We start from the raw sequence: 22,976 nt of genomic DNA, 5'->3' as shown, positions 1-22,976 counted from the left end.
ATCCTTTGGCGGGGAGCGGAGTAGGCCCCACGGCCCGTTAGGCTGTATTCACCGACGACCCCGACCGCAAGGAGGCTTCGTGAGCGACGCGAGCACCCAGCAGCCAGAAGCCCCCCAGCCCGTAGCCACGGTCACGATCGGGGAGCGCACCGCCGAACTGCCCATCCTGCGCGGCACGGACGGGACCTCGAGCGTCGACCTGTCGACCTTCACCAAGCAGACCGGGCACACGACCCTCGACTACGGGTTCGTGAACACCGCCGCCACCAAGTCGGCGATCACCTACATCGACGGTGACGAGGGGATCCTCCGCTATCGCGGATACCCGATCGAGCAGCTGGCGCAGAACAGCACCTACCTCGAGGTCGCCTGGCTGCTGCTGTACGGCGAGCTGCCCACCGCCGACGAGCTCGGCGCCTTCGATGAGCGCATCCGCCGCCACACCCTGCTGCACGAGGACCTGAAGCGCTTCTTCTCGTCGCTGCCGCACACCGCGCACCCGATGTCGGTGCTCTCGTCGGCGACGGCCGCGCTGTCGACCTACTACGAGAACCAGTCCGACCCGAACAACCCAGAGCACGTGGAGCTGAACACCATCCGCCTGCTCGCGAAGCTGCCCGTCATCGCGGCGTACGCGCACAAGAAGAGCGTGGGTCAGGCGTTCCTCTACCCCGACAACTCGCTCAGCTTCGTGGATAACTTCCTGCGCCTGAACTTCGGCGTCATGAGCGAGCAGTACGAGATCAACCCGGTCATGTCGCGCGCGCTCGAGCGGCTGCTGATCCTGCACGAGGACCACGAGCAGAACGCCTCGACCTCGACGGTGCGGCTGGTCGGCTCCACCGGCGCGAACCAGTTCTCATCGATCTCCGCCGGCATCAACGCCCTCTACGGGCCGCTGCACGGCGGCGCGAACGAGGCCGTCCTCGACATGCTGGCCCGCATCCGCGACTCCGGCGAGAGCGTGCAGCGTTTCGTCGAGCGGGTCAAGAACAAGGAAGACGGCGTGAAGCTCATGGGCTTCGGGCACCGGGTGTACAAGAACTACGACCCGCGGGCGAAGCTCGTGAAGGAGTCCGCCGACGAGGTGCTCACGGAGCTCGGGGTGCACGACCCGCTGCTCGACCTCGCCAAGGAGCTCGAGGAGATCGCGCTCAACGACGAGTACTTCCAGCAGCGCCGGCTCTACCCGAACGTCGACTTCTACACCGGCGTCATCTACAAGGCCATGGGCTTTCCGACCCGCATGTTCACGGTGCTGTTCGCGATCGGCCGCCTTCCGGGGTGGCTCGCCCACTGGCGCGAGATGCAGAACGACCCGCAGACGAAGATCGGCCGCCCGCAGCAGCTGTACACCGGCGCTCCGCGCCGCGACTACCCCGGCGTGTGAGCCGGCCGACGCCGTCGTAGCGGCAGGGGGGTGACCACGAGGGCGCCCGGCGGGTAGCGTGACCCCCGCACGACCTGCCGTACGAGCGGAGGCGCCATGTGGGAACAGACGACGGACCCTTTCGGGAGCATCGGGCTCTCCGCCCTCGTGGCGGCCATTCCCATCGTGGTGTTCCTGGTGTGCCTGGTCGCGATCAAACTGAGCGGCATCCTCTCGGCCGTCATCGCACTGGCCGTGCAGATCGTCGTCGCCATGTGGCCGTTCGGAATGCCGCTGGACGCGGTGGCAGGCTCCGCGCTGAACGGGGTGCTCACCGCGATCTGGCCGATCGCGTACATCATCGTGATGGCCGTGTGGCTGTACCGGCTCGCGGTGGCCAGCGGCAGGTTCGACGTCATCCGCGCCTCGATCGGGGGGATCTCGGGCGACCAGCGCATCCAGGTGCTGCTGATCAGCTTCGCCTTCGGGGCCTTCCTCGAGGGCGCCGCCGGATTCGGTGTTCCCATCGCCATCTGCGCGGCACTGCTCGTGCAACTCGGGTTCCGCCCGGTGCGCGCCGCCATGATCTCCCTCGTCGCGAACGCCGGCGCCGGAGCCTACGGCGCCATCGGCATTCCGGTGATCGTCGGCGCACAGGTCACCGGTATCGACGTGATGGTGCTGTCGCGGTCGATGGTCGTCATCCTGCAGCCGCTGACGCTGCTGATCCCTTTCCTGCTGGTGATGATCCTCGACGGGTGGCGCGGCCTGCGCGAGACACTGCCGGCGACCCTGCTCGTCACCGTGGTGTTCAGCGGCATCCAGGGCGGTGTGCTGTGGTTCCTCGGTCCCGAGCTCGCCGACCTCGGCGCGGGACTCGGCGCCATGGTGGCCCTCTTCGTGCTCGGGAGGGTCTGGCAGCCGCGGCGGCAGTTCCGTGAAGACGGATCGCAGGCCCCGGAGGCCGAGCGCCACAGCCTCGGCCAGATCGCGTCCGCCTGGAGCCCGTTCTACATCCTGACCGGCTTCATCCTGCTGTGGAGCCTGCCGCTGTTCAAGAACCTCTTCGCGGAGGGTGGCGCGCTGGCCGGCACCGTCTTCGCCGTTCCCATCCCGGGGCTGACGGGCGAAGTGACCACGGCAGCCGGCTCCGTCGTCACCGCGACCTGGGGCTTCACGCCGCTGAACGCAACCGGCACGGCCATCCTCCTTGCGGTGATCGTGTCGTACCTGACCACCCCGAAATCGCGCCGCCCGTCGCTGGGCGGAGAGTTCGTCGGCACCGTGCGGTCGCTCTGGCAGGCGCTGGTGCTCATCGCGCTGATCCTCGCACTGGCGAACATCGCCAACTATGCGGGCGCCTCGACGTCGATGGGCAACGCCCTCGCCGCGATCGGCCCGCTGGTTCCCCTCCTCGCCCCCATCATCGGCTGGATCGGCGTGTTCCTCACCGGGTCGGTGGTCAACAACAACACCCTCTTCGCGCCGCTGCAGGTCGCCACCGCGCAGGGCATCGGTGCCGATCCGGCCCTGCTGGTGGCGGGCAACACCGCCGGCGGCAACACCGGCAAGGTGATCTCGCCGCAGTCGATCGCGATCGCAGCGGGGGCCGTGGGGCTCTCGGGGCGCGAAAGCGAGATCCTGCGGGCGTCGATCCTCTACAGCCTCGGGATGCTGGCGTTCATCTGCCTCTGGTGCTTCACGCTGTACATCGCGTTCTGACGTTCAGGCGTGCAGTGCCTCGTTCAGGGTGACGCCGACGCCGGCGCGCTCGACCGCCTCGACCGCGCCGGTGAGGGAGTTGCGGCGGAAGAGCAGCCCCGATCGCCCGGAGAGTTCGGCGGCCTTCACGACCTGGGGCGTGCCGTCGTGGCGGGGAGCCGCCGCGGGCAGGGTGACCTTCGTGCCTGCGGTCACATACAGGCCGGCCTCGACGACGCAATCGTCTCCGAGCGAGATGCCGATGCCGGCGTTCGCGCCGAGGAGCGTGCGCGCCCCGATCGATACGCGGTGGCTGCCGCCACCCGAGAGCGTGCCCATGATCGAGGCGCCGCCGCCGATGTCGCTGCCGTCGCCGACCACGACCCCCTGGGAGATGCGGCCCTCCACCATCGAGGCGCCCAGGGTCCCGGCGTTGAAGTTGACGAACCCCTCGTGCATGACGGTGGTGCCGGGGGAGAGGTAGGCGCCTAGACGCACCCGGGCGGTGTCGGCGATGCGCACACCCGCGGGCGTGACGTAGTCGGTCAGGCGCGGGAACTTGTCGAGACTGTGCACTTGGATCCCGTGGCGCTGCAGCGACGGGCGCATGGAGGCGGCATCCTCAGGCAGCATCGGGCCGGCGTTCGTCCACGCGACGATCGGCAGGTGCCCGAAGATGCCGTCGAGGTTGAGGTCGTTGGGCTCGACGAGACGGTGGGACAGGGCGTGCAGCCGCAGGTAGGCGTCGGGCGTCGAGGCCGGCGCGGCATCCAGGTCGATCTGGAGCGACACCGGCGCCACCGTCACCTTGCGTCGCTCGTCGCGTCCGTCGAGGCCCTCCACCTCCGCGGCGGCGTCGATGTCGACCGGGCGGCGCCCCGCCTGCGGGTGGGGGAACCAGGCGTCGAGCACCGTGCCGTCAGCGGCGGTGGTCGTCAGTCCGGTGGCCCAGATCCATCGTGCGTCGCTCATCCCTCCAGAATATCGGGCGTCGCGCGCTGGCTAGACTCGGGGGATGCCACGGCTCGACCTCAGCGCGTCCTCTCTCGACCTCACGCGGGCGATCTGCGACATCCCCAGCGTCTCGGATGAAGAGACGACCCTCGCCGACGCCATCCACGAAGCCGTCGCCGCGTTGCCGCACCTGCAGGTGCATCGCGACGGCGACACGATCGTGGCGCGCACCGACCTCGGCCGCGCGCAGCGCGTCGCCATCGCCGGGCACATCGACACCGTCCCGGTGAACGCGAACCTGCCCACGCGCGACATCGAGATCGACGGCGAGCCCTACCTGTGGGGACGCGGCACCGTGGACATGAAGGCAGGCGTCGCGGTGCAGCTGAAGCTCGCCGCCGAACTCGTCGCCCCCCGCGTGGACATCACCTGGCTCTGGTACGACCACGAAGAGGTCGAGGCCTCGCGCAGCGGCCTGACGCGGCTCGCCCGCACCCGACCCGACCTCTTCGCGGCGGACTTCGCGATCCTGGGCGAGCCCTCGGACGGCGAGGTCGAGGGGGGATGCAACGGCACGCTGCGTGCGGTGATCCGCACGCACGGCTCGCGCGCCCACAGCGCCCGGGCGTGGATGGGCGAGAACGCCATCCACGCCGCGGCCCCCGTGCTCGCGCGACTGACGGACTACGAGCCGCAGCAGATCGAGGTCGAGGGCCTGGTGTATCGCGAGGGTCTCAACGCGGTGCGCATCACCGGCGGGGTCGCAGGCAACGTCATCCCCGACCTCTGCGAGATCGAGGTGAACTACCGGTTCGCGCCCAGTCGCGACGCCGCCGAAGCAGAAGCCCACGTGCGTGAGATCTTCGCGGGGTACGAGGTGGAGATCACGGACGTCGCCGAGGGTGCCCGCCCCGGCTTGGACGCTGCGCTCGCCCAGGAGTTCGTCGCCGCGGTCGGCGCGGTGCCCCGCCCCAAGTACGGCTGGACCGACGTCGCCCGGTTCTCGGCGCTCGGCGTGCCGGCGGTGAACTACGGTCCCGGAAACCCGCACCTGGCCCACCACGACGAGGAGCGGGTGGCGGTCTCGCAGATCGAGGCCGTGGAGCGCGGTCTTCGCGCATGGCTGCGCGGCGCCTGACAGACCGCATCGCGCGACGCTGGGCGTCGCTGCCGGCGGCGCTGCGCATCGCGGTGCTCTACGTCGGCGCCCGTCTCGTCACGACCTGCTTCCTGCTGCTGGCTGCCCGCGCTTCGGCGCCGGGATCTCGGTTCGGCCCGGACGCCACCCTGGCGGATCTCCTGGCCGGGTGGGACGGCCAGTGGTACTGGCTGGTGGCGGTCTCGGGCTACCCCAGCGACCCGCCCGTCACCGACGGCGGGCTGGTCGGGGAGAACGCGTGGGCCTTCCTCCCGGTGTACCCGATCGTCGCGGCCGTCGTCGGCGCACCGTTCGGAACGTGGGTGGCAGGGGCGGCCATCGTGTCGCTGGTCGCCGGATACGGCGCCACCTATGTGCTGTATCGCCTCCTCAGCGAACGGATCGGCGCCCGCGCGGGGCTCTGGGCCGCTCTGTTGTTCGCCTCATCGCCGCTGGCGGCCCTCTTCCACGTCGCGTATGCCGAGTCGTTGTTCCTCCTGCTGCTCTTCCTCGCGCTCTGGCAGGTACAGCGCCGGCGATACGCATGGCTGTATCTCCTCGTCCCGCTCATGGGGTTCACCCGGCCCGGGGTGCTGGCGTTCTCGCTGTTCCTCGCACTTCACGGCATCCACCGCTGGCTGATCCGCCGACAGGACCCGCTCGCGAGCCGTGACGTCGTGCACATCGTCGCGACGGGCCTGCTGGCCGCCGCGGTCGGGTTCTCGTGGCTGGGGATCGCTGCGCTCGTGACGGGGCGGCCCGATGCCTATCTGGCCACCGAGCTGGCGTGGCGGCGCGTGTGGGTTCCGGATGCCGAAGCCGGATTCGCGCCCTTCGAGGGCTTCGTGCAGGCCAGCGTCTTCTGGGCGGGGCAGCTGGGTCTGCCGCCGGCCGCGGGAGTGGTGACGCTGGTGGCCGCCGTGGCGGGAGTGGCGCTGTGGCTGTGGCGCGGCCGCACGGCACGCCGCCTCGGGGTCGACCTGCGCCTGTGGTCGGCGAGCTATCTGCTCCACCTGCTGGCGGTGTTCTTCCCGCAGTCGAGCACGTTCCGCCTGCTCGTGCCGCTGTCGCCGCTGTGGGGAGCGGTCGCGCTGCCCCGATCGAGGGTCTGGCGCACGGCGGCGCTGGGGGTGTGCCTCGCCGCGCAGTGGTGGTGGATCCACGAGATGTACGCGCTCGGCGACACCTTCTGGCGGGTGCCCTGATCGAGCCGTCAGCGCGCCTGGGTCATCGCACGCCGATTTCACACGATAAACTCAGGCACCATACCTACGAGGAAAAGGAGCCCGTAAATGGCAGCCATGAAGCCGCGAACCGGGGATGGACCGATGGAGGCCGTGAAGGAGGGACGCCTGATCATCGTGCGCGTCCCCCTCGAAGGTGGGGGTCGCCTGGTCGTTTCCGTCAACGACGACGAGGCGAAAGAGCTGTACAGCGTCCTCGGCGGCGTTGTGAACCCTGCGTGACACGCTCCCTGTGCGAAGCGGCCGGTCAGTTCTGACCGGCCGCTTCGTCGTTCCCGTCAGGGGGCGGTGGTGGTCAGCTGCAGCAGTCCCTCGCCGACGATCGACAGGGCGCCGATGACGGCGGGCGAGGACTGCGTCTCCTGGATCAGGGACCGGTAGGCGCTCGTCACCGCATCGCGGCGCACCGGGTCGGCGACCGCACCGCCGTGCAGCACGCGCGGCACGAGCACAGTGCCGCCGGCGCGGACCAGTCGCAGACCGTGCTCGACGTACTCGATGACGCCCTCCGGATCGGCGTCGATGAGGACGATGTCGTAGGACGCCTCGTTCATGCGCGGCAGCACGCTGGATCCGCGTCCGGTGATGAAACGTGCGCGGGCGGGCGCGACGCCGGCCGCCGCGAACGACTGACGCGCGGCGCCCAGGTGCTCGGGCTCGATGTCGATGGTCGTCAGCGTGGCGCGCGGCGAACCGTGCAGCAGCCAGAGGCCCGAGACGCCGGCCCCGGTGCCCACCTCTACGATGTTCAGCGCCTTGGAAGCCGCGGCGATGACCGCGCACTGGGCGCCGATCGGCGCGCTGATGGGGTCGGCGCCGAGCTCGAGCGCGTGCGCGCGCGCCCGACCGATCGCGTCGGGTTCGATCGTGACTTCGGCTGCGAATCTGCGGTTCGCGTCGTGCTCGCCCATGGGACCTCCAGCTGTCAGCGTACGCGGCAGGAGCGCCGCGACCCGTGAGGCGCACGGGTAACCTGGAGGCATGGTTTTCGGTCTCACGTGGGAGAAGCTGCTGCTGATCGCCGTGATCGCCGGCATGCTCATCGGGCCCGAGCGGCTGCCCGGCTACGCCGAGGCGCTGGCTCGGTTCACCGTGCGCGTGCGCGAGTGGGTTTCGGGCGCGAAGACCCGCGTCAAGGAGGAGATGGGCGAGGACCTCGACGACGTCGACTGGCGCAAGCTCGACCCTCGCCAGTACGACCCCCGCCGCATCATCCGTGAGGCGCTGCTCGACGACGCGCCGACACCCACGGTGCGTGCGGCCGCCGCGGGCGCCGCAGTGACCGCCGCCGCGGCATCACCGCCCCCGCCCGTGATGAAGCGGCCGGAGGGCCCGCCGCCCTTCGACACCGAGGCGACCTGAGGCGACCTCAGCGGCCGCCGTCTAGGCGGGGGAGAAGGGCAGGGAGCGGCCGGCAAGACCGCGACCCTGCGAGAGGATGCCGTCGGCGAGTGCGGTGATCGCCGCCGCTGCCGGATCGCCGGGCGCACCGAGCACCACGGGGACGCCCGCATCGCCGCCGACGCGGAGCGCGGGGCTGAGGGGAACGGTGCCCAGCAGCGGGACGGTGTGTCCGTCGGCCGACAGCGCCTGCGCGACCGCGCGGCCGCCGCCGGAGCCGAAGAGATCGAGCACGGTGCCGTCGGGGAGGGTCATGGCGGCCATGTTCTCCACGACGCCGATCACGCGCTGACCGGTCTGGCGCGCCACGAGACCGCTGCGCACGGCCACGTCGGATGCCGCCGTCTGCGGCGTGGTGACCACGAGCACCTCAGCGTGGGGGAGGAACTGTCCCACCGAGATGGCGACGTCTCCCGTGCCGGGGGGCATGTCCAGCAGCAGCACGTCGAGGTCGCCGAAGTACACGTCGGTGAGGAACTGCTGCACGGTGCGGTGGAGCATCGGTCCGCGCCAGGCGACGGCACCGGGCGCCGCGGCATCGCGCGGGAGGAACATGCCGATCGAGATCGTCTTCACCCCGTAGGCCACCGGTGGCAGCATGAGCTCGTCGATGCGCGTGGGCTGCGGCGGCAGTCCGTCGGGGCCCACGAGTCCCAGCAGCGCCGGGATCGAGAACCCGTGCACGTCGGCGTCGATGAGTCCGACGGCGGCTCCCCGCGCGGCGAGGGCGACCGCGAGGTTCGCGGTGAGCGTCGACTTGCCGACGCCGCCCTTGCCGCTGGTGACGGCGATGACGCGCGTGAGGGAGTCGGGCCCGAAGGGCATCTGGCGCGCCGGGCGGCCGCCGCGCAGGCGCTCCGTCAGCGCGGCGCGCTGGGCCGGCGTCATCACGCCCACGAGCACATCGACGGCGGTGATGCCGGGGACGGATGCCGCCGCGGTGCGGACATCGGATTCGATGCGGTCGGCGGCGGGGCAGCCGACGATGGTGAGGTCGATTGCAACCCGGGCGACGCCGTCGTGCACGGCGACGTCGCGCACCATGTCGAGCTCTGCCAGGGGGCGCCGCAGCTCGGGGTCGACCACCGCCCCGACCGCGGCGCGCACCGCGTCGTCGAACGGGGTCACGGCCGGTCCGTTCCGTCCTGATGCTCCTCGCGCGGCCGGTGGTCGTCTTCGCGGTCGGTGCGCGCGGCGGCGGTGTCGTGCGCGCTGCGCTCGCGCGCGGCATCCCGGTCGTCGAGCTGCTCGAGGACACGGGCCAGCTCCTGGCGGAGCACGTCCTTCGTGACCACCTCGCTCGTCACGTCGGTGAGCGCCATGCGCAGCGCCACGATCTCGCGGGCGAGGTACTCGGTGTCGGCGAGGTTGCGTTCGGCGCGCTGGCGGTCCTGCTCGATCTGCACGCGTTCGCGGTCGTCCTGGCGGTTCTGGGCCAGCAGGATGAGGGGCGCGGCGTACGACGCCTGCAGCGAGAGCATGAGCGTCAGCGCGGTGAAGCCGTTGGCGGCGGAGTCGAACCGCAGGCTCATCGGCGCCAACGTGTTCCAGCTGATCCACGCGATGCAGGCCAGGCTCAGCATCAGCAGGAACAGCGGCGTGCCCATCGCGCGGGCGATCCACTCGGTGAAGCGGCCGAACCGGTCGCTCGACGGCTGCGGCTGGCGGGGGAGCACGCCGGGCCGGCCGCGGGGCGCCTCGAGCGAGGCCTTCTTCGCGCGGACCATCAGCGCTTCCCCGTCGGCGTCTCGGGGCGCAGCGCAGCCGCGGGGTGCGCGGCGGAGACGGGCGAGCGCCAATCCTCGGGCAGCAGGTAGTCCAGCACGTCGTCGACGCTGACCGCTCCGACGAGGCGGTGCGCCTGATCGACCACGGGAAGCGACACGAGGTTGTAGGTGGCGAGCAGCCGTGCGACCTCGGAGGCGGGAGCCGTCGCCGGGACCGCTTCGATCGAGTCGTCGATGATGGCGCCCAGGCGCTCGTGCGGCGGATAGCGCAGCATGCGCTGGAAGTGCACGACCCCCAGCAGGCGCCCGGTGGGCGTCTCGAACGGCGGGAGGGTGATGAACACCGAGGCGGCGAGGGCGGGGTGCAGCTCGTGGCGGCGGATGAGCGCGAGCGCCTCAGCGACCGTGTTCTCGGCCGACAGCACGATCGGCTCGTTGGTCATGAGACCGCCGGCGGTGTCCGGCCCGTACTCCAAGAGCGCGCGGACGTCTTCGGCCTCGTCGGGCTCCATCAGCTCGAGCAGCTGGGCGATGCGGCCCTCGGGGAACTGACCCAGCAGGTCTGCGGCGTCGTCTGGCTCCATGTGATCGAGGATGTCGGCGGCGCGCTCGTCGCCGAGGCGCTCGAGGATGTGCATCTGATCCTCTTCGGGCATCTCCTCGAGGGCGTCGGCGAGCCGGTCGTCGGGGAGTTCCTCGGCCACTTCGAGCAGTCGCTCGGCCGGGAGGTCCAGCAGGGTGTTCGCAAGGTCCGCCGCGTGCAGCTCGGAGTATGTCGCCACCAGCTGCTCGGCCGACTGGGCCTCTCCGGGGGCCTGGTCCTCGCGCACCTCATTCCACGCGGCGAAGGTCGTCGGCCCCTTCGCGAAGGGCGAGGCGCTGGTCTTGGGGCGTCGCAGGAAGAGCTGCGACACGTCCCAGTCGCCGATGCGGTTGCGGTCGATGGCGACGTCCTCGATGACGGCGGTCCCGCTGCCGTCCCGCAGGTAGACCCGGCGTCCCAGCAGCTCGGCCATGACGCGCACCTCGCCGCCGCGCTGCTGGAACCGCCGCACGTTGATGAGGCCGGTCGAGATGACCTGGCCGGTCGCTATCGACGTGACGCGGCCGATGGAGAGGAAGACGTGGCGGCGGCCGGGGATCTCGACCACCAGGCCGATCACCCGCGGCGGATCGTCCTTGCGGAAGATGACGACGACGTCGCGGACCTTGCCGAGACGGTCGCCGGCAGGATCGAAGACCGTGCAGCCGACCAGCCGCGCGACGAAGACCCTCTGCGTGCTCACCCGACCAGCGTAGTCGGCGGGGCGGTCCGGCCGCCCCGGACCCGCGGCGGTACCGCGTGCGAAGATGGGGGAATGAGCATGATGGGGCCGTTCGGTTCGGGGCGCAATGCGGTCGGCGACACGGTCGCGAGCTTCACCACCTACGAGGCGGCTCAGAAGGCGGTCTCGGCGATGATCTCGGCCGAGGTGCCGGCGCGCGACATCGCGATCGTCGGGCAGGAGCTGCGGTCCATCGAGAAGGTGACGGGGCGGCTCGGCTACGCCACCGCCGCGCGGCAGGGCGCGATCAACGGCCTGCTGCTGGGACTGCTCTTCGCGGCGATCTTCGTCCTGGGTACCCCCGAGGTGCCGATCCAGCTGTTCGTCGGGGTGCTGTTCGTCGGCATCGCCGTGGGCATGCTGATGAGCATCATCACGTACTCGCTGATCCGCCGACGCCGCGACTACGCGTCGATCACCCAGGTCGTCGCCGAGCGCTACGACGTCACGGTGCTGCCCGCGAGCGTGCACAAAGCACGTCAGGCGCTCGGGCGCAGCGACGCCCCGGCGCCGGCGCCGCACGTCGCGCCGGGCCCGCAGTCGCAGGCGCAGCCGCAGCCGCGTCCGGCCGCAGCCCCAACCGACCCCACCGAGCCGCCCCGCTACGGTGAGCGCATCCTTCCGCCGCGCCCCGAAGGCGACTCGGAGGCCCAGCCGACGACCGGCGACGACGCGGCGCCCGGCGAGGGCGGGTCCGCGCGCGCGTGACCGAGCAGCTGATGGTCGACCTTCCCTCCGGGGAGGTGGCGGTCACCGCGGTGCTCGAGGGTCCCGCAGAGCCGTGGGCCGCGATCGCGGTCGCCCACGGCGCGGGCGCCGGGTGCGGGCACCCATTCCTCGTCGGCTTCACCCGCGGGCTCAATGCCGCGGGCGTGGCGACTCTGCGTTTCAACTTCCCCTACGTCGAGGCCGGACGGCGCATGCCCGGGCCCGCGTCGCAGGCTCTCGCCACCTGGCAGGCCGCCGAGGCGGCGCTGCGGCGTCGCGTCCCCGGCGCGCCGGTGTGGGCGGCGGGCAAGTCGTACGGCGGCCGCATGGCATCCATGGCTGCGGCGGAGGGCCTCATCTCGCCCGCGGGACTGGTGTACCTCGGCTACCCCCTGCATCCGCCGGGCCGCCCCGACAAGCCGCGTGTCGCGCACCTGCCCGATGTCGGGCCGCCGCAGCTCTTCGTCGAGGGGACGAACGACCCGTTCGTCGACCCGCACGAGCAGCTCGCCGATGCCGTCGCGTCGTGCCGGGATGCCGCGGTGCACTGGATCGACGGTGGCAACCACTCGTTCGAGGTGAAGGGGCGCAAGCGCCCCGCGGACGACGTGGGCGAGAGCCTGGCGCCGATCGTCGTTGCGTGGATGCGCGCGCACTCCTGACGGTGCCGGCGGCGACGGAGCGGTTCGCGGATCAGGTGGGCTACGCACCAGCTTGATCAACACGGCCTAAAACGGTGGCGGAGCCCCGCTGGCGGCCGACGCGGTGAACTCGAGGGTCCGGGGCGGCACGTCGGGGTAGACCCGGCCGGTGGGACTGGTCCACATGAGCACTCCACCGTCGTGCTGCACCACGGTCCACGCGGTGTTGTGCTTGAGGGTGTGGTGCCGCTTGCAGAGGTGTGCCAGGTTGCAGACGCGGGTGGGGCCGCCGTGGGCGTGGTCGATGGTGTGGTCGATGTCGCAGTGCCAGACGCTGGTGCGGCAGCCGGGGAACCGGCAGTGCTCGTCGCGGGCGCGGAGGAGGCGGCGTTGGGCCTGGGTGGGCCGGTAGTTGTCGGTGTGTTCCACGGCCCCGGTGGCGGGGTTCAGGTGCAGCCGGTCCCAGGTGAGGGCGAGGGAAGCGAGGTGGCGGGCGGTGTCGGGGTCGACCGGCCCGTGTCCGCGGAACGCGGCGGGGATGTTCTGGCCGGTGAGGGTGGCGGCGGGGATGGTGACCTCGATGCGGGCGATGAGCGCGTCGCTCTCGCAGAGGGTCGCGTCGGAGGCGTCGGCGGTGGCGTGTCCGGTGAGCAGCAGGTCGGAGAACACGTCCGCGCGCCGCTGATCCATCGTCCGGCAGTCCGCGGCAGTGGGTGGTTCTGACGTGTCGTCCACGGCGCCCGATTCGCCCGGAGCGGGGTCGCGGAGGATGCGGGCGTATTGGGTGAGACGGTCGCGGACGCCGTACGCGAGGGGTGCCGGCAGCAGGGCGACCAGTTCGGCCATCCCGTCATCCAGGTCCCGCACCCACACCCGCCGAGTCTCCGCCGCGGTGGCGTGTCGTTCCGTGAGCGGGATGGGATCGATGCGGTGGGCGAAGGTGGTGATGATCGGCTTCGCCCGCCCCGCCGTCTCCCGCTCCGCCACGGCCAGCGCGGCCTGCTCGAACACCGCCCGCACATCAGGGTCGGCGATCCGCGCCCCGGCGTCGTCGATGACCCGGACGTGGGCGATGTCGATCCGCCCCTCCGCCAACGCCGTCACGGTGGCGGGGAACCGTTCGCGCAGCAGGGTGGCGTGGTGGATGCGGTTCTGCATGCCCCGGTCGGACCGGCGCAGCGCCGCGCCCAGTTCTGCCGCGATCGACCGCAACGGCATCTCCCGCTCCCGTTGCGCGGCGATCGGGATCTGCGCGGTCTGCGCCGCCGCGATCGCCCCCGCCCGCGCCAGCAGTCCCAACTGCCAGGCTTGGATCGCGGCGAGCTGACGGTCGGCATCCACCATCTCCGCCACCACATCCGTCAACGACATCACGTCATCCGTCAACGACGACACGTCGTCGCGAGTGGTGGTCGGGGAGCTGTCCATGCCCCTTATTCTGCCGAGGGCCACCGACATTGACGGAGCGCAAATCCCAGGTCATCCGCTGATTGTGGATAACCCGCACGACGCGCGTCCTGGGGAGGGAACGACGGCTGGCGCCGCCCTCCGCGACTCACCGCCCCGCCGCGTACCCCTGCATCCCACGCGGATTCGCCGCTGCCCAGAGCACGCCGCGACTGCGGTCGATGCCGACGGCGCTCAGGCGGCCGAGGGTCCAGGGGCCACTCACGGTGACATCGTGTCCGCGCGCGGTCAGCTCGTCGATGACGTCGGCTCCGAGGCGGTCCTCGGCGACCACACCGGCCGGCGTCCATGTGCGCGGCCAGAACGAATCCACCACCGCGGTCGTGTGCAGGGTCGCCGCATCGATCGCCTGTTGCGGCGTGTATCCGCCCACCATGATCCGCAGCAGCATCGGCAGCTGCCACTGCTCCTGCTGGTCTCCGCCCGGCGTGCCGAGCGCCATCACCGGTGCGCCGTCGCGTGACACGAGCGTGGGGCTGAGCGTGGTGCGCGGCCGCATGCCCGGCCGCAGCGCGGCGGGGGATGCCTCGTCGAGCCAGGTCATCTGCAAGCGGGTGCCGAGGCAGAATCCGAGTTCGGGGACCGTCGGCGACGACTGCAGCCATCCGCCCGAGGGCGTGACCGCGACGATGTTGCCCCAGCGGTCGACGACGTCGATGTGGCAGGTGTCGCCTCGGGTCGCGCCGGATTTCGCGACGGTCGGCTCGCCGACACCGGCCGGTGCGCCGCCACCGGACGGCTCCTGACGCATCGGCGGATGGAACGGCGCGATGCCCGGCAGCGCGCCCGGTCGCCATTCCCGCGACGCCCGCTCGCCGATCTCCGCACGACGCGACGCCACGTACTCCTCCGACAGCAGGCTGGTGACGAGGGCCGGGTCCGCTGCGTCGCCGAAGTACGCGTCGCGGTCGGCCAGCGCCAGCTTCAGCGCCTCGATGATCGTGTGGGCGCCCCGAGCGGTCGCGGGGTCCAGCGCCTCGTCCTCGAAGCCGTCGAGGATCCGCAGCGCCTCCAGCAGCGCGGGTCCCTGCGTCCACGCCCCCGCCTTGGCCACCACGTAGCCTCGGAAATCGGCGGTGACGGCGGGCTCGTATCCGGCGTCGAAGGCCGCGAAGTCCGCCGGGGTGATGACGCCGGCGTGGTCCGTGCCCGAGGAGTGTCGGTGGGGCTGCGCGAGAAAGGCGGATGCCGCCTGCGCGACGAGCCCCGTCTTCCACTCCCGCCGCGCGGCGTCGATGCGCTCCCGCCGGTCGACAGCGCCGTCGCCGGCGGCGGTGAGCCGCTCGAGCACGGCCGCGTACGCCGGGTTGCGCACGAGCGACCCGGCGGCCGGAATCTCGCCACCCGGCATCCACTGCGCCGCCGACGTCGGCCAGGACTCGCGGAAGAGATCCGCCACCCGCCCGATGGTCGTCGCCGCGGCGGGCAGGAGCGGATGCCCGTCGCGGGCGTAGCCGATCGCGAAGGACAGCACGTCACCGAGCTCCCACGTGCCGTGGTCGCGCAGCAGCACGAGCCAGGCGTCCACGGCCCCGGGAACCGCGGCGGCGAGCCCGCCCGCACCGGGCACGAGATCGAGCCCTTCAGCGGTGAAGTGGGCGATGGTCGCTCCGGCCGGGGCCGGTCCCTGCCCCATGAGGACGGTCGGCTCGGTGGCATCCGCCGACTGGAAGATGCCGACGAGGTCGCCGCCCGGGCCATTGAGGTGGGGCTCGACGATGTGCAGCACGAACCCGCCCGCCACCGCGGCGTCGAACGCATTCCCGCCGCGCTCGAGCACCGCCTGGGCCACAGCGGTCGCCGTGGCGTGCGTCGAGGCGGCCATGCCGAACGTCCCCTCGAGCGTGGGGCGCGTCGTGAAGCCGGACGGCGGGGTGAATGTCACGCGCGGTCCGCGGCGCGCGCGATCCAGGCCTCGACCTCGTCGGCGGTACGCGGGATGCCGGCGGAGAGGTTCACCGGGCCGTCCTCGGTCATGAGGATGTCGTCCTCGATGCGCACGCCGATGCCGCGGTACTCCTCGGGTACGGTGACGTCGTCGATCTGGAAGTAGAGACCCGGCTCGATCGTGAAGACCATGCCCGGCTGCAGGATGCCGTCGTAGTACATCTCCCGGCGCGCCTGCGCGCAGTCGTGCACGTCGATGCCGAGGTGGTGGCTGGTGCCGTGCACCATGTAGCGGCGGTGGTGGCCGCCGCGGTCGGCATCCAGCGCCTCTTCGGCGGTGACCGGGAGCAGCCCCCACTCCGACGTGCGCCGGGCCAGCACGGCAAGTGCGGTCTCGTGCAGGGTGCGGAAGGTGACCCCGGGCCGTGCCGCGGCGAAGGCGGCGTCGGCGGCTTCGCGGACGGTCTCGTAGATGCGGCGCTGGATGTCGGTGAAGCGCCCGGAGACCGGCAGCGTGCGGGTGATGTCCGCGGTGTACAGGCTGTCCACCTCCGCTCCGGCATCCACGAGGATCAGGTCGCCGGGGAGCACCGCCCCGTCGTTGCGGGTCCAGTGCAGGTAGCAGGCGTGCGGGCCGGATGCCGCGATCGTGTCGTAACCCACGGCGTTGCCATCGCTGCGCGCCCGCTGGTGGAAGACGCCTTCGACCACGCGCTCACCGCGCGGGTGCTCGATGATGCGGGGGAGGTTCGCGACGATGTCGTCGAAGCCTGCGGCGGTCACGTCGACGGCCAGGCGCATCTGCGCGATCTCGTAGTCGTCCTTGACGAGCCGCAGCTCGGAGACGAACCGGGTGAGGTCCGGGTCCTCGCCGACCACGAGGTCCTCGTCGGATGCCGCGAACGCATCGAGGTGGTCGGTCGCGAGGGCGAGGTCGGCCGCGACGCCCTCGAGGGCGGGGCGGGGGCCGATCCAGAACTCGCCGATCGAGGCGTCGGAGTAGAACTCCGCCGTCGTGCGGTCCGCGCGTTCGCGGAAGTACAGGGTGGCGGTGTGGCCTTCAGCGGTCGGCTCGAAGACGAGCACCGAGTCGGGCTCGCTGTCGGAGCCCCAGCCGGTGAGGTGCGAGAACGCCGAATGCGCGCGGAAGGGGTAGTCGGTGTCGTTGGAGCGCTGCTTGAGCGACCCTGCGGGGATGACGAGGCGCTTGCCCGGGAAGGCCGCCGATACGGCCTGGCGGCGCGCGGCGGCGTAGGCGGCCTGCTCGCGCGGCTCCGGAAGAGTGGCGGGACGCTCCGCCCACCCCGTGGAGATCGTGTCGAGGAACCCCTGGCCGTAGTTCTGACGGCGGTTGGTGGTGGTGTCGCTCTGCTGCGGCTCGGTCGCGGTCGCCTCGTTGTCGCCTGACGTGTTCATACCACCAGTGTGGCACCGCTCAGCTGAGCGGTCCCAGTCAGCCCGCGGGTTCGAGCTGGACCACCAGGGGGCGGTGGTCGCTGCCGGCGCCGTCCATCGACGTCAGCACCACCGATCCGGAGACGTCCCAGTTGTCCGTGGCCATGACGTGGTCGATGGGGGAGCCCACGAGGGTCGGCACCTGCGCCGGCCACGTGCCGGCCGCTCCGCTGCCGCTGGCCGCCGCGGCGTCGTGGCAGCGACCCAGGTGCCCGCCGTCGACCCCCAGGCGCCGCATGTGGTCGAGGGTGGCGTTGAAGTCGCCCGCCATGATGACGTCTTCGGCGGCGCACTGGTCGGCGAGCCACTGCAGGTCGTCGCGCCATTCCTGCATCGCGGATTGGCGCGGGGCGACGGCGTGCGCGGCCACGATGATGGGCCCGGTTCCATCGACCGGCATGGCGACGGCGCTGGGCACCACCGACGTGTTGCTCGTGCCGTCTCGGGAGGACTCGATGACGGCATAGTCGCCGAGCGCCGGCGAGATGAGCAGCGTCGTGGAGTCGGCATCCCACAGCCCTTGCCGGGTGTGGTGCGCCCACATCGGGTGGCCCATGTCGCGCATGGCCAGCGCGACGGCTTCGCCCGTCTCGATCGTCGTCTCGGGGAGGGCCACCACGTCGGCGGCCATCGCGACGGCCGTCTTGGCGATGGTGTCGGGGGAGGTGGCGTCGCCTCCCGCGGTGTTCCAGGTCATGACCCGCACGCTCGCCTCGCCCTTGGTGGGGAGGGCCTCGGAGCCGGCCCCGCGCTGCACGACGGTCACACCGGTCGCGACGGCGGCGATCGCGCACACCGCGGCGACCGACAGCGCCATCGCCCGCAGCGGCCGGGCGACGGCCAGCAGCAGGGCCACGATGACGCCGGCGGCGAAGGCGAGCGCGACCAGCGGACGGAACGAGACGATCTGGGCGATGGGGTACGTGCGCTCGAGCCGGAAGAACGCCGGCCAGGTGAGGATCGCGGCAGCGATGGCGAACAGAACCGTCGCGAGGATCCCGGTCAGTCGCAGCACGTCGCGACTCTATGACAGGTGTCTGGGAGATCGGCGGATGCCGCACCCGGTCTGTCCCGGCCCGCGCCGCTACGCTCGTGGGGTGAGTTCAGCACGGCAGAGGTTCGAGGGGCCCAGCGACCTCCACCTGCACTCGGTCTTCTCCGACGGCACGGAGTCGCCCGCCGAGGCGATGCTGGCGGTGCACCGCGCGGGGGTGCGCACCGCCGCCCTCACCGACCACGACACGACGGCCGGCTGGGCCGAGGGCGCCGAGGCGGCGACGTCGCTCGGCATGACCTTCCTTCCGGGTATGGAGCTCAGCGCCACCGACCGCTGGCGGAGCGTGCACGTGCTGGCCTACCTGTTCGACCCCGACGACCGTGCCCTCCGCGCCGAGACCGAACGCATCCGCAGCGCCCGACTCGGCCGTGCAGAGCGCATCGTGGCGGCGATCGGTCGCGACTACGACCTCTCCTGGGACGACGTCGTGGCAGAGACCGGCGACGGGGCGACGGTGGGCCGCCCTCACATCGCCGACGCCCTCGTCACACGGGGCCTCGCACGCGACCGGGGCGAGGCGTTCTCCGGCATCCTCGCGCCGACGAGCGGATACTACGTGCCCCACTACGCGCCCGACGTGCGCGACGCGGTGCGGCTGATCGTCGCCGCCGGCGGGGTGCCCGTCATCGCCCATCCGACCCCTGCCGGTCGCGACCGCATGATGCCGATGCCGCTCCTGAGGGAGCTCATCGCACTGGGCCTCGGCGGGTTCGAGCTCGGCCACCGCGAGAACACTCCGGAGGGCATCGCCACCCTGCGGGCGGTGGCCGCCGAGCACGACCTCATCGTGACCGGGTCCAGCGACTACCACGGCAGGGGAAAGCCCAACATGCCGGGGGAGCACACCACGAGCGACGAGATGGTGGCCCGCATCATCGCGCGCGGCACCGGCAGCGCGCCGGTGTACCCCTGACGCGGCAAGAGGAGCACGCATGCACACCGGATCCGGGCCCGCCGTCGTGGTGGTGGGCGAGGCGCTCGTCGACATCGTCCACACGCCAACGGGCACGAGGTCCAGCCCCGGCGGCAGCCCTGCCAACGTCGCCCTCGCCCTGGCGCGGCGCGGCCTTCCCGCGCGCCTGGTCACACAGCTCGCCGACGACGAGCACGGCCGCGCGGTGACAGCGTGGCTCGACGCATCGGGGGTGAGCGTGCAGGTGCCGGGGTCGCCGGCGCGCACGTCCACTGCCGTCGCGCACCTCGACGGCGAGGGCGCGGCCACCTACGACTTCGACATCACCTGGGCGCCGGCGCCGTGGCATCCCGCGGCATCGCCCGTCGTGCACACCGGGTCGATCGCCGCGGTGCTGAAGCCGGGCGCCGACACCGTCGAGCACGCGCTGCGCGTCGCCCGTCCGGGCTCGGCGATCACGTTCGACCCGAACATCCGCCCCTCCCTCATCACCGACCCCGACGACGTGCGGGCGCGTGTGGCGCGGCTGGTGGCCCTGTCGGACGTGGTGAAGGTCAGCGGCGAAGACCTCGACTGGCTGCACCCGGGCCGGGACCACCGCGTCGTCGCGGGGGAGTGGCTCGGCCGGGGGCCTTCCGTCGTGGTCGTCACCGAGGGCGCGGCGGGCTCGTTCGCCGTCCATGCAGCCGGCATCGCCGAGGCGCCGGCGGCAGCCGTGGACGTGGTCGACACCGTCGGCGCCGGCGACACCGTCATGGCGGCCCTCATCGCCGAGATCCACGCACCGACGGCCGAGGCCGTGCGGGCGCGGATCGCGGGGTGGGATGCCACCGAGCTCGCGGCCGTGCTCCGTCGCGGCGCGGAAGCCGCGGCCGTCACCGTGTCGCGTCCGGGAGCCGACCCGCCGTGGCAGCACGAGCTGCCGGCCCGCTGAGCGGCGGCCCGGTCGGCTCACGACAGTGAGAGGCCCTTGGCCTTCAGCGCCTCGTTCTCCTGGCGGCGGTGCGCCTCTGCGCGGTGGGACTCAGCTCGCGGCGGGAGCGCCCGTGCCCGAACCGCGACGACGCCGGCGCCGACGCGGGGCCGTCTTGCCGTCGTGGTGCTCCTTGCCGCCGCCGTCGTGCGTGCCGGCACCCTCGGCCGTCCGGGTCGGAGCGCCCTCGCCGTCGGAGGCCTGAGGGGCGGCGCCCTCGTCGCTGCGGCGACGGCGGCGCCGACGCTCGGAGTCGCCCTCGGGGGCGGCGGCGGCCTGCGTCTTCACAGCCTGGGTGCGCGGTGCGGTGACGATGCGGCCCTTGGTGCCGGCGGGGATGTCCAGGTCGCTGAACAGGTGCGGGCTGGACGAGTACGTCTCGACCGGCTCCGGCTGGCCGAACTCGAGTGCCCGGTTGATGAGGGCCCACTTGTGCAGGTCGTCCCAGTCCACGAAGGTCACGGCGATGCCGGTCTTGCCTGCGCGGCCGGTGCGGCCGGCGCGATGCAGGTAGGTCTTCTCATCGTCGGGGATCGTGTGGTTGATCACGTGCGTGACGTCGTCGACGTCGATGCCGCGGGCGGCGACGTCGGTGGCGATGAGGACGTCCTTCTTGCCCGCTTTGAAGGCGGCCATCGAGCGCTCGCGCGCCTCCTGGCTCATGTCGCCGTGCACCGAGGCCGTGTTGAAGCCGCGGTCGCTCAGCTCATCGGCGAGCTTCTGCGCGGCACGCTTGGTGCGGGTGAAGACCACCGTCTTGCCCCGGCCCTCGGACTGCAGGATGCGGGCGATGATCTCGTCCTTGTCCAGCGAGTGGGCCCGGTAGACGAGGTGCTTGATGTTGGCCTGCGTCAGACCCTCGTCCGGGTCGGTGGCGCGGATGTGGATGGGGTTCGACATGAACCGGCGCGCCATCGCGACGATCGGGCCGGGCATGGTGGCCGAGAACAGCTGCGTGTGACGCACCGGCGGCACCTTGGAGAAGATCTTCTCGATGTCGGGGAGGAAGCCGAGGTCGAGCATCTTGTCGGCCTCGTCCAGCACCACCTCGGTGGCGTGCGAGAGGTCGAGCAGACGCTGGCCCGCCAGGTCGATGAGGCGCCCGGGGGTGCCCACGACGATCTGTGCGCCGGCCTTGAGCTGGTCGATCTGCCCCTCGTACGCCTTGCCGCCGTAGATCGCCACGACGCTCGTGGAGCGGCCCGAGGTGAGCATGTCCATGTCCTCGTAGACCTGCACGCACAGCTCGCGGGTGGGAACGACGATGAGCGCCTTGACGCCGGGCTCCGGGTTGAGGCCCAGGCGCTGCACGACCGGGATGCCGAAGCCGAAGGTCTTGCCGGTGCCGGTCTTGGCCTGGCCGATGATGTCCTGGCCGGGAAGGCCGAGGGGGATCGTCTGCTCCTGGATCGGGAAGGCGTCCACGATGCCGCGGGCGGCGAGGGTGTCGACGATGTCCTGATCGACGCCGAGCTCGGCGAAAGTCGTCACGATATTGAGCCTGTCTGGCGGTGAGAGTCCGCCGGGGTGAGAGCTTCCACGCCCTTCACTCAGCCGCAGGCGCGGGGCCCCGATCCGTCGCCGGGGCGCTTCCAGCCTACCGGAGATGCGGGAATGCCCCGTCAGGTGCGTATCGTGGTGTCTCGTGGCCCGGTGGTTCTTCAAGCGCGCGCGGCCGGCCGCGCGCACGCTTTCTCTTCGTTCGCGCGGCGACGCCGGCAACGCCCAGCGCGTGGCGTTCGAGGCTCTCGCGCCCGACATCGACACGTTCCTGGGGCAGGCCGCGTACCTGCAGCTGGGCTACTTCGAGACGCTGAGCGAGCTCATCGCCCCCACCCCGGAGCTGTCGCAGAAGGAGTCGCTGTCGCTTGCCGCCGGCGCTGCGCTGCTCAAGCATCGGGGCCTGGTCGGGCTCATCCGCGGACGCGGCGACGACGCGCTGGACATCATGCTGCCCTTCCGGGAGCCGCTGGACGCCTTCCGCCGCGCGACGCACGGCGCACGGCCGCTCGAGACCATGCTGTCGGTGCACATCACCGCGGGCATGCTCGACGACTTCTACGTCGCGCTGTCCTCGAGCTACGGCGAGACGGGACGTGAAGCCGCCGCCATCCTCGGCGCCGACCACGATCGGCAGGCGCTCGTGGACATGATCGTCGCGGCGATCGACTCCGATGACGAGTGGCGCGCGCTGCTGGCGATGTGGGGCAGGCGCCTCGTCGGCGACACCCTGCTCATCGCACGCGCCGCGCTGCGCCCGACGACGCTGGATGCCGCGGATGAGCAGAAGGTCGAGCCGGTGTTCAGCGACCTGCTCGCGGCTCACTCCCGCCGCATGGGCGCGATGGGCCTGGACGCCTGAGGCGAGCCGCGTCAGGCGAGCTTCAGCCGTGCCCGCTCGCGGGCGTCGTGGCGCAGCCGCACCCGGGTGAGCGCGACCAGAGCGGGGAAGACGACGAGGGGGGCGGCGAAGGATGCCACCCAGATCCAGGGGCTCTCGATGCCGACTCCCGCCCACGTCAGCGCCATCCAGACGAGTCCGCCCACGACGGCACCCAGCAGGGGCCCGACCGCGGCTCCGCGCGTGTCGCGGCCGCCGACGGTGAAGTGCGCGGTCAGTCCCAGCGCGACCCCCGCGATCAGGGCCAGGAGGATCTGCACGGTGTCAGCCGACGAAGCCGATGCGACGGGACTCTTCGGTGCCGACCTCGATGTACGCCAGTGCGGCCGTCGGGACGATGTAGGAGCTGCCCCTCGAGTCGACGAACGAAAGGTGGGTGGCGCCGGAATCGAGCGCCTGCGCGACGGAGGTCTTGACGACCTCGGCGGACTCGTTCGTCTCGAAGCCGAGCTCGCGGCCGGTGTTGACGATGCCGATGCGGATCTCCACGGGTGACTGCCTTTCCGGCCCCGGCCATCGCCGCGGGCGCAGTCCGACTCTACGACACGGGCGGGCGCAGTCGGCGGCCGTACGGGGTGCGCTCGCTGTCGGCGAACGTCGGCGGGGGCGGCTACC

At 71.7% G+C, this 22,976-nt stretch carries 23 protein-coding genes; 11 read left to right on the top strand and 12 right to left on the bottom strand.

The features are described from left to right. Positions 1 to 79: 79 nt before the first annotated feature. Both QNO14_RS08690 and QNO14_RS08685 read left to right on the top strand, forming a co-directional pair. On the top strand, positions 80 to 1,390 hold the full coding sequence (locus tag QNO14_RS08690; protein ID WP_257493126.1) for a citrate synthase: 1,311 nt from the start codon (positions 80 to 82) through the stop codon (positions 1,388 to 1,390). Between the two features lie 96 nt (positions 1,391 to 1,486). Further along, entirely contained in the window at positions 1,487 to 3,091 is a 1,605-nt protein-coding gene (locus QNO14_RS08685) for an L-lactate permease (protein ID WP_257493127.1), read from the top strand. Between the two features lie 3 nt (positions 3,092 to 3,094). Here QNO14_RS08685 and dapD read toward each other — a convergent pair whose 3' ends face one another. After that, positions 3,095 to 4,042, bottom strand: coding sequence for a 2,3,4,5-tetrahydropyridine-2,6-dicarboxylate N-succinyltransferase (dapD, locus tag QNO14_RS08680; RefSeq protein WP_257506324.1), 948 nt, complete (start codon positions 4,040 to 4,042; stop codon positions 3,095 to 3,097). 43 nt (positions 4,043 to 4,085) lie between these two features. On the opposite strand from dapD, the gene dapE reads away from it, so the two are divergent. From dapE to QNO14_RS08665, 3 genes are all read left to right on the top strand, one after another. Then, entirely contained in the window at positions 4,086 to 5,162 is a 1,077-nt protein-coding gene (gene dapE, locus QNO14_RS08675) for a succinyl-diaminopimelate desuccinylase (RefSeq protein WP_257493129.1), read from the top strand. Continuing rightward, positions 5,144 to 6,367, top strand: a complete 1,224-nt coding sequence (locus tag QNO14_RS08670; protein ID WP_257506323.1) for a hypothetical protein — start codon at positions 5,144 to 5,146, stop codon at positions 6,365 to 6,367. The genes dapE and QNO14_RS08670 overlap by 19 nt, the downstream gene beginning before the upstream one ends. 87 nt (positions 6,368 to 6,454) lie before the next feature. Then, the gene (locus QNO14_RS08665) at positions 6,455 to 6,628 is read left to right on the top strand and encodes a DUF3117 domain-containing protein (protein ID WP_257493131.1); all 174 of its coding nucleotides are present in this window, start codon (positions 6,455 to 6,457) and stop codon (positions 6,626 to 6,628) included. Positions 6,629 to 6,684: 56 nt separating this feature from the next. On the opposite strand, the gene QNO14_RS08660 is transcribed toward QNO14_RS08665, so the two are convergent. Then, entirely contained in the window at positions 6,685 to 7,317 is a 633-nt protein-coding gene (locus QNO14_RS08660) for an O-methyltransferase (RefSeq protein ID WP_257493132.1), read from the bottom strand. Positions 7,318 to 7,387: 70 nt separating this feature from the next. Between QNO14_RS08660 and QNO14_RS08655 the strand changes: the two genes are divergently transcribed. Continuing rightward, the gene (locus QNO14_RS08655; RefSeq protein WP_257506322.1) at positions 7,388 to 7,768 is read left to right on the top strand and encodes a twin-arginine translocase TatA/TatE family subunit; all 381 of its coding nucleotides are present in this window, start codon (positions 7,388 to 7,390) and stop codon (positions 7,766 to 7,768) included. Positions 7,769 to 7,789: 21 nt separating this feature from the next. Here the strand turns inward: QNO14_RS08655 and QNO14_RS08650 are convergent, their stop codons facing one another. The 3 genes from QNO14_RS08650 to QNO14_RS08640 are packed head-to-tail and all read right to left on the bottom strand — an operon-like array spanning position 7,790 to position 10,820. Continuing rightward, on the bottom strand, positions 7,790 to 8,935 hold the full coding sequence (locus QNO14_RS08650; protein ID WP_257506321.1) for an Mrp/NBP35 family ATP-binding protein: 1,146 nt from the start codon (positions 8,933 to 8,935) through the stop codon (positions 7,790 to 7,792). Beyond that, positions 8,932 to 9,534, bottom strand: a complete 603-nt coding sequence (locus QNO14_RS08645) for a DUF1003 domain-containing protein (RefSeq protein ID WP_257506320.1) — start codon at positions 9,532 to 9,534, stop codon at positions 8,932 to 8,934. The genes QNO14_RS08650 and QNO14_RS08645 overlap by 4 nt, the downstream gene beginning before the upstream one ends. After that, on the bottom strand, positions 9,534 to 10,820 hold the full coding sequence (locus tag QNO14_RS08640; RefSeq protein WP_257493136.1) for a magnesium transporter MgtE N-terminal domain-containing protein: 1,287 nt from the start codon (positions 10,818 to 10,820) through the stop codon (positions 9,534 to 9,536). Before QNO14_RS08640 ends, QNO14_RS08645 begins: the two co-directional genes overlap by 1 nt. A gap of 72 nt (positions 10,821 to 10,892) precedes the next feature. On the opposite strand from QNO14_RS08640, the gene QNO14_RS08635 reads away from it, so the two are divergent. Both QNO14_RS08635 and QNO14_RS08630 read left to right on the top strand, forming a co-directional pair. Then, positions 10,893 to 11,567: a YflT domain-containing protein gene (locus QNO14_RS08635; RefSeq protein ID WP_257506319.1), complete on the top strand. Its 675-nt coding sequence runs from the start codon at positions 10,893 to 10,895 to the stop codon at positions 11,565 to 11,567. 11 nt (positions 11,568 to 11,578) lie between these two features. Then, a complete protein-coding gene (locus tag QNO14_RS08630; protein WP_257506337.1) occupies positions 11,579 to 12,229 on the top strand; it encodes an alpha/beta hydrolase family protein in 651 nt (216 codons plus the stop codon). Between the two features lie 66 nt (positions 12,230 to 12,295). On the opposite strand, the gene QNO14_RS08625 is transcribed toward QNO14_RS08630, so the two are convergent. The 4 genes from QNO14_RS08625 to QNO14_RS08610 all read right to left on the bottom strand — a co-directional run bounded on the left by QNO14_RS08625 (position 12,296) and on the right by QNO14_RS08610 (position 18,032). Further along, entirely contained in the window at positions 12,296 to 13,636 is a 1,341-nt protein-coding gene (locus tag QNO14_RS08625) for an HNH endonuclease signature motif containing protein (RefSeq protein WP_257506318.1), read from the bottom strand. Positions 13,637 to 13,763: 127 nt separating this feature from the next. Beyond that, positions 13,764 to 15,560 (bottom strand): gamma-glutamyltransferase family protein, encoded by a 1,797-nt coding sequence (locus tag QNO14_RS08620; RefSeq protein WP_257506317.1) that lies wholly within the window; start codon positions 15,558 to 15,560, stop codon positions 13,764 to 13,766. Then, on the bottom strand, positions 15,557 to 16,978 hold the full coding sequence (locus QNO14_RS08615; protein ID WP_257506316.1) for an aminopeptidase P family protein: 1,422 nt from the start codon (positions 16,976 to 16,978) through the stop codon (positions 15,557 to 15,559). The genes QNO14_RS08620 and QNO14_RS08615 overlap by 4 nt, the downstream gene beginning before the upstream one ends. Positions 16,979 to 17,015: 37 nt before the next feature. Next, positions 17,016 to 18,032 (bottom strand): endonuclease/exonuclease/phosphatase family protein, encoded by a 1,017-nt coding sequence (locus QNO14_RS08610; protein WP_257493142.1) that lies wholly within the window; start codon positions 18,030 to 18,032, stop codon positions 17,016 to 17,018. An 82-nt stretch (positions 18,033 to 18,114) separates the two neighbouring features. On the opposite strand from QNO14_RS08610, the gene QNO14_RS08605 reads away from it, so the two are divergent. Both QNO14_RS08605 and QNO14_RS08600 read left to right on the top strand, forming a co-directional pair. After that, positions 18,115 to 18,987 carry a PHP domain-containing protein gene (locus QNO14_RS08605; RefSeq protein WP_257506315.1) on the top strand — a complete coding sequence of 291 codons (873 nt, stop codon included), beginning with the start codon at positions 18,115 to 18,117 and terminating at the stop codon, positions 18,985 to 18,987. Between the two features lie 19 nt (positions 18,988 to 19,006). After that, positions 19,007 to 19,921 (top strand): carbohydrate kinase family protein, encoded by a 915-nt coding sequence (locus QNO14_RS08600; protein ID WP_257493144.1) that lies wholly within the window; start codon positions 19,007 to 19,009, stop codon positions 19,919 to 19,921. A 90-nt stretch (positions 19,922 to 20,011) separates the two neighbouring features. Here QNO14_RS08600 and QNO14_RS08595 read toward each other — a convergent pair whose 3' ends face one another. Continuing rightward, positions 20,012 to 21,451 (bottom strand): DEAD/DEAH box helicase, encoded by a 1,440-nt coding sequence (locus QNO14_RS08595; protein WP_257493145.1) that lies wholly within the window; start codon positions 21,449 to 21,451, stop codon positions 20,012 to 20,014. Between the two features lie 154 nt (positions 21,452 to 21,605). Here QNO14_RS08595 and QNO14_RS08590 point away from each other — a divergent pair, with 154 nt between their 5' ends. Beyond that, positions 21,606 to 22,322, top strand: a complete 717-nt coding sequence (locus QNO14_RS08590; protein WP_257506314.1) for a ferritin-like domain-containing protein — start codon at positions 21,606 to 21,608, stop codon at positions 22,320 to 22,322. Positions 22,323 to 22,333: 11 nt separating this feature from the next. Here the strand turns inward: QNO14_RS08590 and QNO14_RS08585 are convergent, their stop codons facing one another. Both QNO14_RS08585 and QNO14_RS08580 read right to left on the bottom strand, forming a co-directional pair. Beyond that, positions 22,334 to 22,621, bottom strand: a complete 288-nt coding sequence (locus tag QNO14_RS08585; RefSeq protein ID WP_257506313.1) for a hypothetical protein — start codon at positions 22,619 to 22,621, stop codon at positions 22,334 to 22,336. Positions 22,622 to 22,625: 4 nt separating this feature from the next. After that, positions 22,626 to 22,850 (bottom strand): DUF3107 domain-containing protein, encoded by a 225-nt coding sequence (locus tag QNO14_RS08580; RefSeq protein WP_257493148.1) that lies wholly within the window; start codon positions 22,848 to 22,850, stop codon positions 22,626 to 22,628. Positions 22,851 to 22,976 lie beyond the last annotated feature (126 nt).

This window comes from Microbacterium sp. zg-Y625 (assembly GCF_030246925.1).
GTDB lineage: Bacteria > Actinomycetota > Actinomycetes > Actinomycetales > Microbacteriaceae > Microbacterium > Microbacterium jiangjiandongii.
This window is presented reverse-complemented; position numbering and strand designations above follow the sequence as displayed.